Here is a 15,839-nt window from a genome sequence, read left to right as displayed (position 1 = left end):
CAGCCGAACGGCGGTGGCGTTGCTCTGTCCGATGAACTCCGCCAGCGGGGTGGCGGGCGCGTCGTGCGGGGTGTCGGTGCGGAAACGGATCATGCGCGCTGGCCTGTTCTAAGCCCCTCCCCTTCAGGGGAGGGGTTGGGGTGGGGGCTACGGCTCCACAACCTTGATGTTGTTGGGTTGAAGCGGTCAGCCCCACCCCAACCCCTCCCCTTCAGGGGAGGGGCTTCTGACCTGTTCTGCTGGACAAGCTTACCCATAGATCGCGGCCTTGAACGGTTGCAGGCCGACGCGGCGATAGGTGTCGAGGAAGCGTTCGCCCGGCTCGCGCAGGCCGCGATAGGTTTCGACCGCCTTCTCGACCGCATCGACCACGCCGTCCTCGGAGAAGCCGGGGCCGATGATCTTGGCGATACTGGTGTCCTCGGCCGCCGATCCGCCGAACGAGAGCTGGTAATTCTCCTCGCCCTTCCGATCGACGCCCAGAATGCCGATGTGGCCGGCATGGTGGTGGCCGCAGGCGTTGATGCAGCCGCTGATCTTCAGTTTCAGTTCGCCGATGTCGCGTTGCCGGTCCGGATCGGCGAACCGTTCGGTGATCTTCTGCGCGACCGGGATCGAGCGCGCATTGGCCAGGCTGCAATAATCCAGCCCGGGGCAGGCGATGATGTCGGTCACCAGATCGAGGTTCGCGGTGGCGAGGCCGGCCGCGACCAGCGCATCCCAGATCGCGCGCAGGTCCTGCTGCTGGACATGCGGCAGCACGACGTTCTGACTGTGCGTGATGCGGATCTCGTCGAAGCTGTAGCGTTCGGCAAGGTCCGCGATCAGGTCGATCTGGTCCGCGGTGGCGTCGCCGGGAATGCCGCCGGTCGGCTTCAGGCTGACCGTCACGATCGCATAGCCCGCCGCCTTGTGCGCGGCTGTGTTCTGGTCGACCCAGTGCGCGAAGCCCGCGTCGCTGCGGTCGATTTCAGTCGGCAGGCCTTCCGCGAACGCGGGCGGGGCGAACTGCGCGGCGATCCGGTCATATTCGGCCTGCGGCGGATCGAGCCCGAGCGTCTTGACGTGCGCCCATTCCTCCTCGACCTGGCGCGCATATTCGGGCGCGCCGAGTTCGTGGACGAGGATCTTGATCCGTGCCTTGTAGATATTGTCGCGCCGGCCGTAGCGGTTGTAGACGCGTAGGCACGCCTCGACATAACTCAGCAGGTCCGCCGCCGGGATGAAGTCGCGGATCACCGAACCGATCATCGGCGTGCGGCCCATGCCGCCGCCCACCAGCACGCGGAAACCGAGTTCGCCAGCGTCGTCGCGGCGCATCTGGAGCCCGATGTCGTGCAGCTGGATCGCGGCGCGGTCCTGTTCCGCGCCGATGACGGCAATCTTGAACTTGCGCGGCAGGTAGCTGAACTCGGGGTGGAAGCTTGACCACTGGCGCAGCAGCTCCGCCCAGGGCCGCGGATCGCCGACCTCGTCGGCCGCCGCACCTGCATATTGATCGGACGAGATGTTGCGGATGCAGTTGCCCGAGGTCTGGATGGCATGCATCTCGACCGTCGCCAGCCTGGCGAGGATTTCAGGCGTATCCTCCAGCTTGATCCAGTTGAACTGAAGGTTCTGCCGCGTGGTGAAGTGGCCGTAGCCGCGGTCGTAGTCGCGCGCGATCGACCCCAGCATGCGCATCTGCCGGCTGTCGAGCGTTCCGTAGGGGATCGCGACGCGCAGCATATAGGCGTGGAGTTGCAGATAGAGCCCGTTCATCAGCCGGAGCGGCTTGAACTGGTCCTCGCTCATCTCGCCGGACAGGCGGCGCGCGACCTGATCCCCGAAATCGGCCACACGCGCGTCGACAAGGGCCTGATCGTAGGTGTCGTAACGATACATATCAGTTCGCCTTCACTTCGGACGGGGCGTCGGCGTTGGACTGGTGCCGCGCGGGCGTCTTCAGGATCGGAATTTCGGGATGGATCGCAAAGGCGGGATGCACGGTCGGGCCGGCGGCGCGGATGCGATCCTTGATGTGCGCCGGCATCGGTCCGTCCGCGGTCTGGACCGCGTCGATCACATAGGGGACGTTGACGCGCAGCGCCTTTTCCTCGGTCGCGGCGATGGCGGCACCCGTTTCGCCCACGTCGACCGCGTCGAACAGGTGCAGCGACCAGCCGGAGCCGGTCCACCAGACGACATCACCGGACGCCAGGTTCTGGCCGGTCAGGATCTTCATGCGAACGTCTCCGCGGCCCGCAATGCGATCCGGTGCAGCCGGTCCTGCGCGTCGGACAGCAACACGACCTGCCCCACCACGATGATCGCCGGGCTGGCGATCCGTTCGCGCACCGTCATGTCGCCAAGGTCGGCGAGCAATGTGCGGAGCGCGCGCGACCCGGGCAGGGTGCCGCGTTCGAGCACGGCCACCGGCATGCCGGGCGATACGCCGTCGGCCATCAGCTTGTCCGCGATCGCGGTCGCGTTGGCGATACCCATGTAGATCACCAGCGTGCGGCCTGCGCCCGCCAGGCCGGCCCAGTTCTGATCCGACAGCCCCTTGCACTGCCCCGCGACGAAGCTGACCGCGGACGACCAGTCGCGGTGCGTCAGCGGCAGCATCGCCTCCGCCGCACAGCCTAGCGCCGCCGACACGCCGGGCACCACGTCGACGCGCAGGCCGGCGGCACGGACGGCCTCGACCTCCTCGCCACCGCGGCCGAACACGAACGGATCGCCGCCCTTCAGCCGCACGACCACGCTGCCTGCGCGGACATGCGCCACGATCAGCGCGTTGATCCCGTCCTGCGGCACGGTATGGCGGCTGCGCTGTTTCGCGACGGAAATGCGCTGTGCCGACGGCGGCGCGTAATCGAGGACGCGTGGGTCGATCAGCCCGTCATGCACGACGACGTCGGCCGACCGCAGCGCCTCCACCGCACGCAGCGTGAGCAGGTCCGGATCGCCGGGCCCTGCGCCAACCAGAATGACGCGCCCGCGCGCGGAAGGATCGAGAAGACTTGCCATGGACCGGAGATGGCCCCGTACCGCGGGTGCTACAATCGGCGATTGCTTGGCGGCCACAAAGCTGCGCTTCCGAACGCGCCGGCCGCGTGCGGTTTCGGTTGCGGACGCCCATATCATCAGCGGAAGAAGAGGAGCCGGTGATGCGGAAGTTCATGTTGGTGTGCGGCGCTGTGATGACCCTGGCGACGAGCCCGGCCGTAGCCGGGCCGAACGAGACGGTGGCCGAACGCGGGAGGGCCGAACTGGCCACCGCGCTCAAGGGACTGGTGCCGGGCAAGCCGGTCCGCTGCCTGCCCTTCGCGTCGGTTCAGTCGACGCAGGTCATTCCCGGGGTCGGCCTGCTCTACGATGTCGGTGGCGGACGCCGGTATCTCAACCGGCCGCAAGGTGGCCTGGCCTCGCTCCGCCGGGACGCAATTCCGGTGACGAGCGTTACCGGTGGTTCGATCTGCCGGATAGAGTCGGTGCAGTTGCTCGATCGCGTGACGCGGATGCCGGCCGGCTTCGTGATTCTCGGCGACTTCGTGCCCTACTCGCGGCCTGACAGGATGCGCTGAGATGGCGTATCGTTATCGGGCCGGGATCATGCAGGCTGGATGAAGCTGTCCAGCACGCGCTTCCGGCCGGACTGTTCGAAGTCGATGTCGAGCTTGTTGCCGTCAATCGTCGCCACCGCGCCGTAGCCGAACTTGGTATGGAAGACGCGCATGCCGACCGCGATGTCGGCGCGCGGCTTGGCGGCGAAGCTGGTGGGCGAGGTCCGCGCCTCCACCACGCGGGCCGGGCGCAGGTCGACGCCGGTGGCGGCCGCCCGCTGCCAACCGGGGCCGCGCCCTTCGCTGCGCCCCAGATGGGCGAACGGGTCCTGATGTTCGGACCATTGCGCGCGCCACAGCGACTCACCGCCCGACATCGTCGTTTCCTGATCGACATGGTCGGCGGGCAGCTCGCCCACGAACCGCGAGGGGATGGACGAGGTCCACTGTCCGTAGATCCGGCGGTTCGCGGCGTGGAATATGAAGCATTTCCGCCGGGCCCGCGTGATCGCGACATAGGCCAGCCGGCGCTCCTCCTCGACCGCGGCCGTCCCGCCTTCGTCCACCGCGCGTTGCGACGGGAACACGCCTTCCTCCCACCCGGCCAGGAACACCGTGTCGAATTCCAGCCCTTTCGCGGCGTGGATCGTCATGATCGTCACCTTCGCCTCGTCTGCGGCGGCGTCGTTGTCCATCACCAGGCTGACATGTTCGAGGAACGCGGACAGCGTCTCATATTCCTCCATCGCGCGCGCCAGCTCGGTCAGATTCTCCAGCCGCCCGGCCGCCTCCGCGGAGCGATCCGCCTGCAGCATCGCGGTGTAGCCGCTTTCATCGAGCATCTGCCGGGCCAGTTCCGCATGGCCGAGCGAGCCGAGCCGGTCCCGCCAGCGCGCGATATCGCCGACCAGATTGCCCAGCGACTTGCGTGCCGCGCCGGTCAGTTCGTCCGTGTCGAGCAGCCGCGCGGCCGCGAACGAGAGCGGCAGCCCTTGTGCGCGCGCGACCATGTGGATCTTGGCAACCGCCTTGTCGCCCAACCCGCGTTTCGGCACGTTGACGATCCGTTCGAACGCCAGGTCGTCCGCCGGCTGGCTGATGACGCGCAGATAGGCGAGCGCGTCGCGGATTTCGGCGCGTTCGTAGAAGCGGAAGCCACCGACGATGCGGTAGGGCATGCCGATCGCGATGAAGCGGTCCTCCAGCTCGCGCGTCTGGAACTGCGCGCGCACCAGGATCGCGCACTGGTCGAGCGTGCCGTGCCCACGCTGATGCCCCTCGATCTCCTCGGCTATCCGGCGTGCTTCCTCCGGCCCGTCCCAGACGCCGACGACCTTGACAGGATCGCCCTCGGCCTCCTGCGTCCACAATGTCTTGCCCAGCCGCCCGCCATTATGCGCGATCACGCCCGATGCAGCGGCCAGGATATGCGGGGTCGACCGGTAATTCTGTTCCAGCTTGATGATCGCCGCGCCGGGAAAATCCTTCTCGAACCGCAGGATGTTCTCGACCTGCGCCCCGCGCCACGAATAGATCGACTGGTCGTCGTCCCCCACGCAGCACAGGTTGCGGCGTTCCTGCGCGATCAGCCGCAGCCAGAGATACTGGCTGCTGTTGGTGTCCTGATACTCGTCGACCAGCACATATTTGAAGCGCTGCTGGTACAGCTCCAGCACGTCGCGATGCGTCTTCAGGATGACGAGCATGTGGAGCAGCAGGTCGCCGAAATCGCACGCGTTCACGCCGCGCAGCCGCGCCTGATAGGCGGCGTACAGCTCCGCCCCGCGGCCGTTGGCGAACGCTTCGGATTCCGCGGCGTCGATGTCGGCCGGGACCCAGCCCTTGTTCTTCCAGCGGTCGATCAGCCCGGCGAGCATCCGCGGGGTCCAGCGCTTCTCGTCGATCTCCGCCGCGACGATCAGTTGTTTCAGCAGGCGCAGCTGGTCGTCGGTGTCGAGGATCGTGAAATTGCTCTGCAACCCGACCAGTTCGGCATGACGGCGCAGCATCTTGGCGGCGATCGAATGAAAGGTGCCGAGCCAGGGCATTCCCTCCACCGCATCGCCCAGGATCCGGCCGATCCGCTCGCGCATCTCGCGCGCCGCCTTGTTGGTGAAGGTGACGGCCAGGATCTCGGACGGCCAGGCGCGGCGGGTCGCGACCAGATGCGCGAGTCGCGCGGTGAGCGCGGACGTCTTGCCGGTGCCCGCGCCGGCCAGCACCAGCACCGGACCTTCGGTCGTCAGCACCGCCTCGCGTTGCGGCGGGTTGAGCCCGCGCAGGTAGGCGGGATCGGCGGGCGAGGGAGCAAGCGACTGGTTCACCCGCGAACAGGTAGGGAACGCGGCGCCCGGGGGCAAGTTCGTTGGGGGCGTTGGTTGGGCACTCGGCCGACGTAAACGAAACCTAAGCCCCTCTCCTTTAGGGAAGGGGTTGGGGTGGGGCTGACCGCTTCAGACCGGTGAGATCATAGTTGTGGCGCTGTTGCCCCACTCCAACCCCTCCCCTGAAGGAGAGGGGCTAATGGGGCCGCACTCAGTCCTTCGCCTCGTCCTCTGCAACGTCGCCCTCAGCGGCGTCGTCTTCCTCTACAACGTCAGCCTTCGCAGGAACCGGAGCTTCGTCACCCCCGACCCATCGCAGCAAGGTCAGCTTGGCCTTCCCATGCACCCGGTCCGTATCCTGTTCGAACCCCTTGGCCGCCACGATTTCCGCCTTGCCCGTTTCCACCGACACAAGCGCACCCGGCGCGAACCAGCCCAGCCGGGCCAGCCGTTCGAGCAACGCCCCGCCGCCGCCGGATTGATAGGGCGGGTCCATCAGCACCAGATCGTACCGCGGCCCGTACAGCGGCCCGAGCGCCTCGACCCCCTGGCCGCGGACATCGGTCGTGCCCGGCGCGGCAAGCTTGGCGACGTTGACCTTCAGCACGTCGAGCGCCTGTCGCTCGCGTTCCACGAACGTCGCGTAGGCGGCGCCGCGCGAGAGCGCCTCGAGCCCCAGCGCGCCGGTGCCGGCGAACAGGTCGAGCACGCGGATGCCCTCGAAACTGCCGAACCGGCTGGCGAGCATCGAGAACAGCGCCTCGCGCGTCCGATCGGACGTAGGACGCGTGTCGTCGCCCTTGGGGGATGCGATGGAACGGCCGCGCCAGCTGCCGGCGATGATGCGCATGGGTGGAGTATCCGATGTAAAAGCGAGGCCCATACGCCCTACTGTACGTCGTGAGTAGGGGCTGGGTTTGGTCAAGGGCGTGACACAGAGCGCCACGCTCGCACCAAGTACGGCAGGACAGCGGACTCCCGACCCCAATCCCGCGTCCATCCCGAGCGAAGTCGAGGGACCCTTCGAGCAAAGTCGAGAAGCCAACAGCACCCCTCGGCTGCGCTCGGGGAAGGTCCCTCGACTTCGCTCGGGATGGACGGGATGGGCTGGCTAGATGGGTAGGGCGGTGGGCTGTCGCACACCCACCCAAGCCTCAGTCTTTCAAAATCTTTCGAAACGCGACCAGATCATGCTGCTTGATCTCGTCGATATAGCCGGCCGGCAGGTCGTCGAGCGGAAAAGGTCCGTAGCTCGTCCGGATCAGGCGACTGACCTGGAGTCCCAGAAACTCCAGCACGCGCCGGACCTCACGGTTCTTGCCTTCGCGCAGGCGCATCTCGACCCAGCCGTTGCGGCCGGTGCGGCGTTCCAGGTTCGCGTCGATCGATCCGTAGCGGATGCCCTCGATCTCGATCCCGTGGATCAGTTCCTCGAGCTGCTTCTGACTGATGTCGCCGAACACGCGCGCGCGGTACGTCCGCTCGACGCCCGTCGCGGGCAGTTCCAGCTGGCGTTTCAGGCCGCCGTCGGTGGTCATCAGCAACAGCCCCTCGGTATTCAGATCGAGCCGCCCGACCGGCACGAGCCGCGGGAGGCCTTCGGGCAGCCGGTCGTAGATCGTCGGGCGGCCCTTGGGGTCGCGCTCCGCGGTCAGCAGCCCGGCCGGCTTGTGATAGCGGAACAGCCGGGTGGGGGCGGGTGCCGCCACCTGCTTGCCGTCCACCGTCACGCCGACAAGTGAGGTGAGGATCGTGGCCGGCGTCTCGATCGCCACGCCATCGATCGCGATACGGCGTTCGTCGATCATCCGTTCGATCTCGCGACGCGACGCGACGCCGGCGCGGGCCAGCAGCTTGGCGATGCGTTGCGGATCGCCAGCCTGCTTCTTCAGCGCGCGATCGGGTTCGCGGGCCGGCTTGGGCGTGGGGGCCTGGGCGGCAGTGCCGGGGGGCGGGGCAGTGGGCGCGGCAGTGGGCGCGACTGGGGCCTGGGCGGGGGCCGCGGGGCCGGGTCGGCGGGGAGTGCGCAAGGGTCAGGTCGTCCGATCTGGAAACAGGTATGAAGGCCGGAAATAAACCGGAACTGAAACGTTCGCCAGACCGTCTGATAAACTTCGGACTCTGGGACTTTGGGGGGCGTAACGGTCAGATGCTGTTCGGCAAGCGCAAACGCACGATCAATCGCATCCTGATCGTCGAGGACGAGCCACTGGTCGCGTTCGACAACGAACATTTCCTGCGCGAAGCCGGATTCGACATCGTGGCTACCACCGACCGGGTGGAGGAGGCGTTGCGCTTCATCGACAGCGAGGGGCTGCATCTGGTGCTGGCCGACATCCGCCTGTCGGACGGCAGCGGGCTGGACGTCGCGCGGGCGGCGCGGGACCGCGGCATCCCGTTGCTGTTCGTGACCGGGCAGTGCCCGCCGGAAGCGCGCGAACTGGCGCTGGGCGTCCTCAACAAGCCCTATGGCAATCGCGACTTGGTGGCCGCGATCGACACGATCGACGCGAAGATCGCCGGCCGAACGGTGAAGCGGCTGCCGCCGGGGCTGGACCTGTTCTGATCGACCGGACGGGCGGCGGCGGGGACTGGTAATCCGGCGACCGGCTTATATGGTCGCGCGATGAATGATCCTTCGCCAGCGACGAGCCCGGACTCCATACCGCGGCCGCACCGCCTGTCGCCGCGGTTGCTTGCGCCTTATCTGCGACCGCGGCCGCTGGCGGCGTTGCTGCTGGGGATATCGAGCGGATTTCCGCTTGCGCTGCTTCTCGCGACGATGACGTTCTGGCTGGCCAAGATCGGGCTCGACAAGAAGACGATCGGTTTCGCGATCGGGCTGACGACGCCCTACACGCTGAAATTCTTGTGGGCGCCGCTGGTCGACCGGGGGCAGTTGCCAGTGCTGACCGGCTGGCTGGGGCAGCGGCGGGCGTGGCTGCTGCTGATCCAATTGCTGTTGTTCGGGGCGGTCTGGATGCTGGGCGGCAGTGATCCGGCGCGGCATTTGGGGGTGTTCGCGCTGTGGGCGATCGTGACTGCGTTCCTGGCCGCGACGCAGGATATCGTCATCGATGCGTACCGGATCGAGATATTGGCGGCGGACGAGCTGGTGTACGGAACCGCCAACAACCAGTTCGGATATCGGATCGGCAATTTGATCGCGGGGGTCGGCACGGTGTGGCTGGCGTCCAGCGAGGGGGCCGGGCTGGGTTGGGCGCTGGCTTACGGCCTGACCGCATTCTGCGTGCTGCCGGGGATGATCGCCGCCGCCTGGGCGGGGCCGGGGCGGCATGACGCGACGGTTGTCCGCGATGCGGGCGCGCCGCCGGTGCGGTGGTTGCAGGATACGATCGTCGGGCCGTTCCGCGAGTTTCTCGGCCGGCGGGGTGCAGTGCTGATCCTGTTGTTCGTGCTGGTCTACAAGCTGGGCGATGCGATGGGGCAGGGGATGCTCAATCCGATGATTGTCGAACTCGGCTTTTCCGACACGGAGTTTCTGGCGATCAACAAGATTATCGGCTTCTGGGGGCTGATCGCCGGGACCGCGCTGGCGGCGCCGTTCCTAGCGTGGCTGGGCATGGGGCGCGCGCTGTTCGTTTCGGGGCTGTTGATGATGGTCAGCAACCTGGCGTTCGTGATGCTGGCGATGGCGGGGCACAGCGTAGGCTGGCTGACCACCGCAGTCGCGATCGAACAGGTGACGAGCGGGATCGGGCTGACGGTGTTCGTCACCTACCTGTCGGGCCTGTCGAACCTGGCCTATACCGCGACGCAGTTCGCGCTGCTGTCCTCGGTTGCGGCGGTCGGGCGGACCTGGCTGGCGACGCCGGCGGGCTACCTTGCGACCGCGCTCGGCTGGGCCGGGTTCTGGGTGATGACAATGGTGGTCGCGGTGCCAGGGATGGTGCTGCTGTGGATCCTGTGGCGGCGGGGGTTCGTGGTGGATAGTTTGCGGCAGGCGAAAGAGGTGGGTTGAGTGCTGTATAAGCCCCCCCCCTTCAGGGGAGGGGTTGGGGTGGGGCTGAACTCATCAATCCTACCATGTTGTTGGTCTGGTGCTGTTGCCCCCACCCCAACCCAGTTTCGATCACTGTCGGGTAAAACATGCCCTCGGCATGTTGCAGGTTGCCGGAGACAATCCCCACCTGGCGGTGATCGAAACTCCTGACGGGGAGAGGCTTTAGAGTTGTCTCACCCAACAACCGCCAGCGGGTGGCCCAAGTCGCGGAACGCATCGTCCAACGCGCGCATGGTTTCGCCGGCGACGTGGCAGTGGCGGACGCCCAGGTGGCGGGCGAGCCGGTCGTGCGCATCGCGCGGGTCATGGACCGCGCCGGCGATCGCCGAGAGGAGGCCATGTTCGTCCGCGGTGATGCGTGGGCAGCAGCAGGGTGCCACCATCAGCGAACGGGCCGACACGCGCGACACCTCCGCGATCGTCGCGCGCAGCAGCACCAGGGGGCGACGGAACCCGCGGCCGAAATGGTTCAGCATCGCGTTGGAGGCGTAGGCATCGTCGATTCCGGCCTGTGCCATGCGGCGGATCGCGAACAGCAGCAGGCGGTCCGCCGATCCGGCCGGCATGGCATGGGGCAGCATCCGCGTAGTGGCGGTGGATTCGGCCGTGAGATTGGATCGGGACGTCATCGCGCACTCCATCGTCGTCAGGAGCACAATGAAGCACCGTCGCTATTGCAAGTCAATCGCATTAGCATGAGTTCAGTCGGGTGGTGTTCCGTTCGCGGCGAGGACGGTGCCAGCCAGGTAGAGCGACCCGATGACGACGACGTGCGGCGGCCGGTCCGGGGCTGCTTCCATCGCGATTCGCAGGATAGCGGCGCCGATATCGGATACGGCATCCGCTGCGATGCCCGACCCGCGTGCGGCCGCTGCCAACGTGGCGGGATCGTGGGTGGCATGACCGGGCACCGGCACGGCGATCAGCCGGTCCACCACGCCGACAAGCGGGGCGAGGACGCCGGCGGCATCCTTGTTCGCCAGCAGCCCGGCGACCAGCACCAGCGGCCGACCGTCACCGCGCAGCGCGCGCAGGTGCGGGGCGACCGCGCGTGCGGCGGCGGGGTTGTGCGCGCCATCGATATGCAGGTCCGCCCCGGCGGGCAGCCGGTCGAAGAGCGTGCCCCGGCGGATGCGCTGCATCCGTGCGGGCCAGCGTGCGGCGGGCCCGGCGGCGACGAGCGCGGCATCGGGCACGGCGACCTGCCGCTGATGCCGCAACATCGCGACCGCCAGAGCAAGGTTGCCGGGCTGATGCGGCCCGTCCAGCGCGGGCAGGTCCAGCCGCAGCGTGCCACGGTCGTCGGTATAGCGCACCGCGCCCGGCTCGACCATGAACGACCACGCATCGCCGGCGGGCAGCAGGGGCGCACCGGCGGCCAGTGCTACATCCGCGACGCGGGACGCGAGGGCGGCGGGATAGGCCATGGTGACGAGCGGCACGCCGGGCTTGGCGATACCGGCCTTTTCGGCGGCGATATCCTCGATCCGGTCGCCAAGGAACGCCTGATGGTCGATGCCCAGCTGCGCGATGCCGCACGCCGCCGGGCCGGCCAGCACGTTGGTCGCGTCCAGCCGCCCGCCCAGGCCCACCTCCACGATGCAGGCGTCCGCCGGCGTCCGCGCAAAGGCGAGAAACGCGGCAGCGGTGGTGATTTCGAAAAAGCTGGGTCCGATATCGCCCGCGCAATCGAGCACCTCCGCGAGCAGCGCGGCGAGCAGCGCATCATCGATCAGCGTGCCGGCCAGCCGGATCCGTTCGTTGAACCGCACCAGATGCGGACTGGTATAGACGTGCGCGGTCAGCCCCGCGCCCTCGACCGCGGCGCGCAGGAAGGCGCAGGTCGATCCCTTGCCGTTCGTGCCCGCGACATGCAGCACCGGCGGCATCTTCAGATGTGGATCACCGAGCCGAGCCAGCAAGGCGACGATCCGCTCCAGCCCGAGGATGTCCGCGCCGGGCGACAGCGACGCCAACCGATCGAGCTGCGCCTGCACCGCAGGATCGGACGAGATTGCATGATCGACCATCGGTGTTGCGCTCCGGAAACGCGTCAGTATCCCGGCGCAGGCCGGGGCCCAGGTGCAGCGCTTGTCCCTAGCCCCGACCTATGCCGGGGCACGATATGCTGCTGCGGCGTTGCCCGGCCTTAAGCCACGGCGTCCACGCAGAGATAGCCGATCAGGCGCGCCAGTTCGGCACGCATGGCGTGGCGGTGGACGACCATGTCGAGCATTCCGTGGTCGAGCAGATATTCGGCGCGCTGGAACCCCTCCGGCAGTTTTTCGCGGATCGTCGATTCGATGACACGCTGCCCCGCAAAGCCGATGAGCGCGCCGGGTTCGGCCAGCTGCACGTCGCCGAGCATCGCATAAGATGCCGTGACGCCGCCGGTGGTCGGGTCCGTCATCACGACGATATAGGGCAGGCCCGCCTCGTGCAGCATCGCGATCGCGACGGTCGTCTTGGGCATCTGCATCAGCGACAGGATGCCCTCCTGCATCCGCGCGCCGCCGGCCGCGGTGAAGATGACATAGGGGCAATGATCGGCGATCGCGGCTTCGACGCCGGTCAGGAAGGCGGCGCCGACGCCCAGGCCCATCGACCCGCCCATGAAGGCGAAATCCTGAACGCCGACGACCGCGCGTCGGCCCTCGATCGTGCCACGCGCGTTCATCAGCGCGTCGTTTTCGCCGGTCGCAGTGCGCGCGGCGCGAATCCGGTCGACATAGCGTTTGGTATCGCGGAACTTCAGCGGATCCTCGCGCACCGACGGGATCGGCAGCGGGGTGTATAGCCCGCCGTCGAACAGCGCGTCGAACCGCTCGTCCGGCCCGATGCGGCCATGATGGTCGCATTTCGGGCAGACCGACTGGTTCTCCTCATATTCCTTCTTGAACACCATCTGCCCGCAGGACGGGCATTTGTGCCAGAGCTCCTCGTCCGTCTCGCGCTTGGCGACGAAGGGAAGCGAGTGGCGGACGCGGTCGATCCAGCTCATTTCGGGGCATCCTGGCGGGCGCTGCGGACGGCGGCGGACAGTCCGCCGACATAGGCCATGATCGCGGCAGCCGGATCCTGGCCGGCGGCATAGGCGGCGGCGATCGTCTCCACGATGGCGGAGCCGACGACGACGCCGTCTGCGGTACGCGCGATGGCGGCCGCCTGTTCGGGCGTGCGGACACCGAAGCCGACCGCAACGGGCAGGTCGGTCGCCGCCTTGAGCCGGGCGACCGCCGCATCGATCGACGCGGACGCCGCCTGCTGCTTGCCGGTGATGCCGGCGACAGAGACATAATAGAGAAAGCCCGACGCGTTGGCGAGAACCTGCGGCAGGCGGACGGCGTCGGTGGTGGGGGTGGCCAGCCGGACGAGATCGATCCCGGCGGCGCGCAGCGGGATGCCGAGCGCAGCGTCCTCCTCCGGCGGAATGTCGACGCAGATCACGCCGTCCACGCCGACGTCGCGGCACCGGTCGGCGAACCAGTCCGGCCCACGCCGCACCATCGGGTTGGCATAGCCCATCATCACCAGCGGAACGTCCGGGTGGCGGGTGCGGAAGTCACGCACGATCTCGAACAGCGCGGCGGTGGTCGTCCCGCTGCCCAGTGCGCGCAGGTTGGCGAGCTGGATCGCGGGGCCGTCCGCCATCGGATCGGTGAACGGCATGCCCAGTTCGATCACGTCGGCCCCCGCCGCGACCAGCGCGTCGAGGATCGCCGGCGTCGCGGCGGGGGCGGGGTCACCGCCGGTGACGAAGCAGACCAATGCGGCGCGGTTCTGCGCGGCGCAGGCTGCGAAGGTGGTGGCGAGGCGGGTCATATTCCCCCCTCCCTAGAAAGGGAGGGGGAGCAGGCGGGCGCGATCACAGTTTGACCCCCAGCGCGTCCGCCACGGTGAAGATGTCCTTGTCCCCGCGGCCGCACAGGTTGGCAATGATGATCTGGTCCCGCGGCATCGTCCGTGCGTGACGGACGACAGCGGACAGCGCGTGGGCGGGTTCCAGCGCCGGGATGATCCCTTCGGTGCGGCAGAGAAACTGGAACGCGTCGAGCGCATCCTTGTCGGTGCAGCTTTCATATTGCACGCGGCCGGTTTCGTGCAGCCAGCTATGTTCCGGGCCGATGCCGGGATAGTCGAGCCCGGCCGAGATCGAGTGACCTTCGGTGATCTGGCCGTCCGCGTCCTGCAGCAGGTAGGTGCGGTTGCCGTGCAGCACGCCCGGTTCGCCGCCCGCCAGCGAGGCGGCATGTTCGACGGTGTCTAGCCCATGGCCCGCCGCCTCGATCCCGACCATCTTCACGTCGGCATCGTCCAGGAACGGATGGAACAGCCCGATCGCATTCGATCCGCCACCGATGGCGGCGACCAGCAAGTCGGGCAGACGGCCTTCGGCCTCCATGATCTGCTCGCGCGCTTCACGCCCGATCACCGATTGGAAATCGCGGACCAGTTCCGGATAGGGGTGCGGGCCGGCGGCGGTGCCGATGATGTAGAATGTGTCGTCGACATTGGCGACCCAGTCGCGCAGCGCCTCGTTCATCGCATCCTTCAGCGTCTGCGCACCGGCCGTGACAGGCACGATCTCCGCACCGAGCAGCTTCATGCGGAACACGTTGGGCTGCTGCCGCACCGTATCGCGCGCGCCCATGTAGATGGTGCACGGCAGGCCGAAGCGCGCCGCGACCGTCGCGGTGGCGACGCCGTGCTGGCCCGCGCCGGTCTCCGCGATGATCCGCGTCTTGCCCATCCGCTTGGCCAGCAGGATCTGGCCGATGCAGTTGTTGATCTTGTGCGCGCCGGTATGGTTCAGCTCGTCGCGCTTCAGATAGACCTTCGCGCCCATCCCGTCTGGCGCGTCTGCACGCACCGCCTCGGTGAAGCGTTCGGCATAATAAAGCGGGCTGGGGCGGCCGACATAATGTTTCAGCAGCCAGTCGAGTTCGGTCTGGAACGCCGGATCGGCCTGCGCGGCGCGATATTCGCGTTCCAGGTCGAGGATCAGCGGCATCAGGGTTTCGGCGACGTAGCGGCCGCCGAACTGACCGAAATGGCCGTCTGGCGATGGCTGCGCACGGTAGCTGTTCTGTATGGTCATGACCGGGCGACCGATTGCAGGAAGGCGGCGATCTTGTCCACATCCTTGACGCCCGGGGACAATTCGACCCCCGACGAAATATCGAGCAGCGTGGCGCCGGTGACCTGCACCGCCTCCCCCACGCTGGCGGCGTCGAGCCCGCCCGAGAGCGCCCAGGGCAACGGGTGGACATGCCCCTGCAACAGTCGCCAGTCGAACCGCAGGCCCATGCCGCCGGGCAGGTCCGCGCCGCGTGGCGGCTTGGCATCGTACAGGATCAGATCGGCCGCCTGCCGGTACTGGTGGGCGGTCGCGAGGTCGGCGCGGGTGCGGACCGGCACGGCCTTCCACACTGGAATGCCGTGGCGCGCCTTGACCGCGGCGACGCGGTCCGGTGTTTCGTGGCCGTGCAGCTGGATGGTGCCGATCCCGGCGGCGACGGCATGGTCGAGCAGCGCGTCGTCCGGATCGACGAACACGCCGACCGCGCCGACCCGCGGCGGCACGCGGCGGATCAGCGCCGCCGCCTTTGCCGGGTCGATGTCGCGCGGGCTCTTGGGAAAGAACACGAAGCCGACATGCGACGCGCCATGCGCGATGGCGGCGTCGAGCGTGGCCTCTGTCGAGAGGCCGCAGATTTTTGCGGTGGGCATGGGGTGTATTTAGCGAAGCGGTCGCTGCTTTGTTAGCCCTTGCGCCCGGCCGGGGGGTGGCGACGTTTCACCAAGCCACAGCCCCTCTCCCCAACTCTCCCCGGAGGGGCGAGGGGGCTCTGTCGCCCTCTGTTACGAGCAACCGCCTCACCGGGGCTGTCAGAAAAGCCCTCTTCCCAACGGGGAGAGGGTTGGGAGAAGGGGCGCCACACG

14 protein-coding genes and 1 pseudogene are annotated in these 15,839 nt (G+C 67.8%); 3 read left to right on the top strand and 12 right to left on the bottom strand.

Annotated features, from left to right (window positions below; all coding sequences use genetic code 11):
* Positions 1 to 249: 249 nt before the first annotated feature.
* The 3 genes from BKY59_RS01640 to cobA are packed head-to-tail and all read right to left on the bottom strand — an operon-like array spanning position 250 to position 3,012.
* Positions 250 to 1,884: a nitrite/sulfite reductase gene (locus BKY59_RS01640; RefSeq protein ID WP_076068360.1), complete on the bottom strand. Its 1,635-nt coding sequence runs from the start codon at positions 1,882 to 1,884 to the stop codon at positions 250 to 252.
* A 1-nt stretch (position 1,885) separates the two neighbouring features.
* Entirely contained in the window at positions 1,886 to 2,224 is a 339-nt protein-coding gene (locus BKY59_RS01635; protein ID WP_076068359.1) for a DUF2849 domain-containing protein, read from the bottom strand.
* A complete protein-coding gene (gene cobA / locus BKY59_RS01630) occupies positions 2,221 to 3,012 on the bottom strand; it encodes a uroporphyrinogen-III C-methyltransferase (protein WP_076068358.1) in 792 nt (263 codons plus the stop codon). The genes BKY59_RS01635 and cobA overlap by 4 nt, the downstream gene beginning before the upstream one ends.
* A 140-nt stretch (positions 3,013 to 3,152) precedes the next feature.
* On the opposite strand from cobA, the gene BKY59_RS01625 reads away from it, so the two are divergent.
* Positions 3,153 to 3,569: a hypothetical protein gene (locus tag BKY59_RS01625; RefSeq protein WP_076068357.1), complete on the top strand. Its 417-nt coding sequence runs from the start codon at positions 3,153 to 3,155 to the stop codon at positions 3,567 to 3,569.
* Positions 3,570 to 3,595: 26 nt separating this feature from the next.
* Here BKY59_RS01625 and BKY59_RS01620 read toward each other — a convergent pair whose 3' ends face one another.
* The 3 genes and pseudogenes from BKY59_RS01620 to BKY59_RS01610 form a co-directional block, all read right to left on the bottom strand.
* On the bottom strand, positions 3,596 to 5,872 hold the full coding sequence (locus tag BKY59_RS01620; RefSeq protein WP_076068356.1) for an ATP-dependent helicase: 2,277 nt from the start codon (positions 5,870 to 5,872) through the stop codon (positions 3,596 to 3,598).
* A gap of 313 nt (positions 5,873 to 6,185) precedes the next feature.
* Positions 6,186 to 6,722, bottom strand: a pseudogene (rsmD, locus tag BKY59_RS01615) (16S rRNA (guanine(966)-N(2))-methyltransferase RsmD); the annotation flags it as partial.
* A gap of 304 nt (positions 6,723 to 7,026) precedes the next feature.
* Complete coding sequence (locus tag BKY59_RS01610) at positions 7,027 to 7,902, bottom strand: pseudouridine synthase (RefSeq protein WP_083671818.1); 876 nt, start codon at positions 7,900 to 7,902, stop codon at positions 7,027 to 7,029.
* Between the two features lie 119 nt (positions 7,903 to 8,021).
* Here BKY59_RS01610 and BKY59_RS01605 point away from each other — a divergent pair, with 119 nt between their 5' ends.
* Both BKY59_RS01605 and BKY59_RS01600 read left to right on the top strand, forming a co-directional pair.
* Positions 8,022 to 8,438 (top strand): response regulator, encoded by a 417-nt coding sequence (locus BKY59_RS01605; RefSeq protein ID WP_076068354.1) that lies wholly within the window; start codon positions 8,022 to 8,024, stop codon positions 8,436 to 8,438.
* Positions 8,439 to 8,498: 60 nt separating this feature from the next.
* Positions 8,499 to 9,854, top strand: a complete 1,356-nt coding sequence (locus BKY59_RS01600; RefSeq protein WP_129586159.1) for an AmpG family muropeptide MFS transporter — start codon at positions 8,499 to 8,501, stop codon at positions 9,852 to 9,854.
* Between the two features lie 215 nt (positions 9,855 to 10,069).
* Here BKY59_RS01600 and BKY59_RS01595 read toward each other — a convergent pair whose 3' ends face one another.
* From BKY59_RS01595 to BKY59_RS01570, 6 genes are all read right to left on the bottom strand, one after another.
* Complete coding sequence (locus tag BKY59_RS01595; protein WP_240499914.1) at positions 10,070 to 10,525, bottom strand: DUF6628 family protein; 456 nt, start codon at positions 10,523 to 10,525, stop codon at positions 10,070 to 10,072.
* A 72-nt stretch (positions 10,526 to 10,597) separates the two neighbouring features.
* Positions 10,598 to 11,926: a bifunctional folylpolyglutamate synthase/dihydrofolate synthase gene (locus tag BKY59_RS01590; RefSeq protein ID WP_076068353.1), complete on the bottom strand. Its 1,329-nt coding sequence runs from the start codon at positions 11,924 to 11,926 to the stop codon at positions 10,598 to 10,600.
* Positions 11,927 to 12,045: 119 nt separating this feature from the next.
* Positions 12,046 to 12,897 (bottom strand): acetyl-CoA carboxylase, carboxyltransferase subunit beta, encoded by an 852-nt coding sequence (gene accD / locus BKY59_RS01585; RefSeq protein WP_076068352.1) that lies wholly within the window; start codon positions 12,895 to 12,897, stop codon positions 12,046 to 12,048.
* Positions 12,894 to 13,718 (bottom strand): tryptophan synthase subunit alpha, encoded by an 825-nt coding sequence (gene trpA / locus BKY59_RS01580; protein ID WP_076068351.1) that lies wholly within the window; start codon positions 13,716 to 13,718, stop codon positions 12,894 to 12,896. The genes accD and trpA overlap by 4 nt, the downstream gene beginning before the upstream one ends.
* Before the next feature lie 43 nt (positions 13,719 to 13,761).
* Positions 13,762 to 14,994, bottom strand: coding sequence for a tryptophan synthase subunit beta (trpB, locus tag BKY59_RS01575; RefSeq protein ID WP_076068350.1), 1,233 nt, complete (start codon positions 14,992 to 14,994; stop codon positions 13,762 to 13,764).
* Positions 14,991 to 15,626, bottom strand: coding sequence for a phosphoribosylanthranilate isomerase (locus tag BKY59_RS01570; protein ID WP_076068349.1), 636 nt, complete (start codon positions 15,624 to 15,626; stop codon positions 14,991 to 14,993). Before BKY59_RS01570 ends, trpB begins: the two co-directional genes overlap by 4 nt.
* Between the last annotated feature and the right edge of the window lie 213 nt (positions 15,627 to 15,839).

This window comes from Sphingomonas montana, assembly GCF_001956315.1.
GTDB lineage: Bacteria > Pseudomonadota > Alphaproteobacteria > Sphingomonadales > Sphingomonadaceae > Sphingomonas_R > Sphingomonas_R montana.
Note: the sequence above shows the minus strand (reverse complement) of the source record. Positions and strands in the feature narration are given on the sequence as shown.

Bases quoted from the DNA above. Each gene is read 5' to 3' on its own strand.
- BKY59_RS01590 (WP_076068353.1), bottom strand. From the start codon at position 11,926: ATGGTCGATCATGCAATCTCGTCCGATCCTGCGGTGCAGGCGCAGCTC.
- BKY59_RS01570 (WP_076068349.1), bottom strand. From the start codon at position 15,626: ATGCCCACCGCAAAAATCTGCGGCCTCTCGACAGAGGCCACGCTCGAC.
- cobA (WP_076068358.1), bottom strand. From the start codon at position 3,012: ATGGCAAGTCTTCTCGATCCTTCCGCGCGCGGGCGCGTCATTCTGGTT.
- BKY59_RS01635 (WP_076068359.1), bottom strand. From the start codon at position 2,224: ATGAAGATCCTGACCGGCCAGAACCTGGCGTCCGGTGATGTCGTCTGG.
- BKY59_RS01605 (WP_076068354.1), top strand. From the start codon at position 8,022: ATGCTGTTCGGCAAGCGCAAACGCACGATCAATCGCATCCTGATCGTC.
- BKY59_RS01595 (WP_240499914.1), bottom strand. From the start codon at position 10,525: ATGACGTCCCGATCCAATCTCACGGCCGAATCCACCGCCACTACGCGG.
- accD (WP_076068352.1), bottom strand. From the start codon at position 12,897: ATGAGCTGGATCGACCGCGTCCGCCACTCGCTTCCCTTCGTCGCCAAG.
- trpA (WP_076068351.1), bottom strand. From the start codon at position 13,718: ATGACCCGCCTCGCCACCACCTTCGCAGCCTGCGCCGCGCAGAACCGC.
- BKY59_RS01625 (WP_076068357.1), top strand. From the start codon at position 3,153: ATGCGGAAGTTCATGTTGGTGTGCGGCGCTGTGATGACCCTGGCGACG.
- trpB (WP_076068350.1), bottom strand. From the start codon at position 14,994: ATGACCATACAGAACAGCTACCGTGCGCAGCCATCGCCAGACGGCCAT.
- BKY59_RS01600 (WP_129586159.1), top strand. From the start codon at position 8,499: ATGAATGATCCTTCGCCAGCGACGAGCCCGGACTCCATACCGCGGCCG.
- BKY59_RS01640 (WP_076068360.1), bottom strand. From the start codon at position 1,884: ATGTATCGTTACGACACCTACGATCAGGCCCTTGTCGACGCGCGTGTG.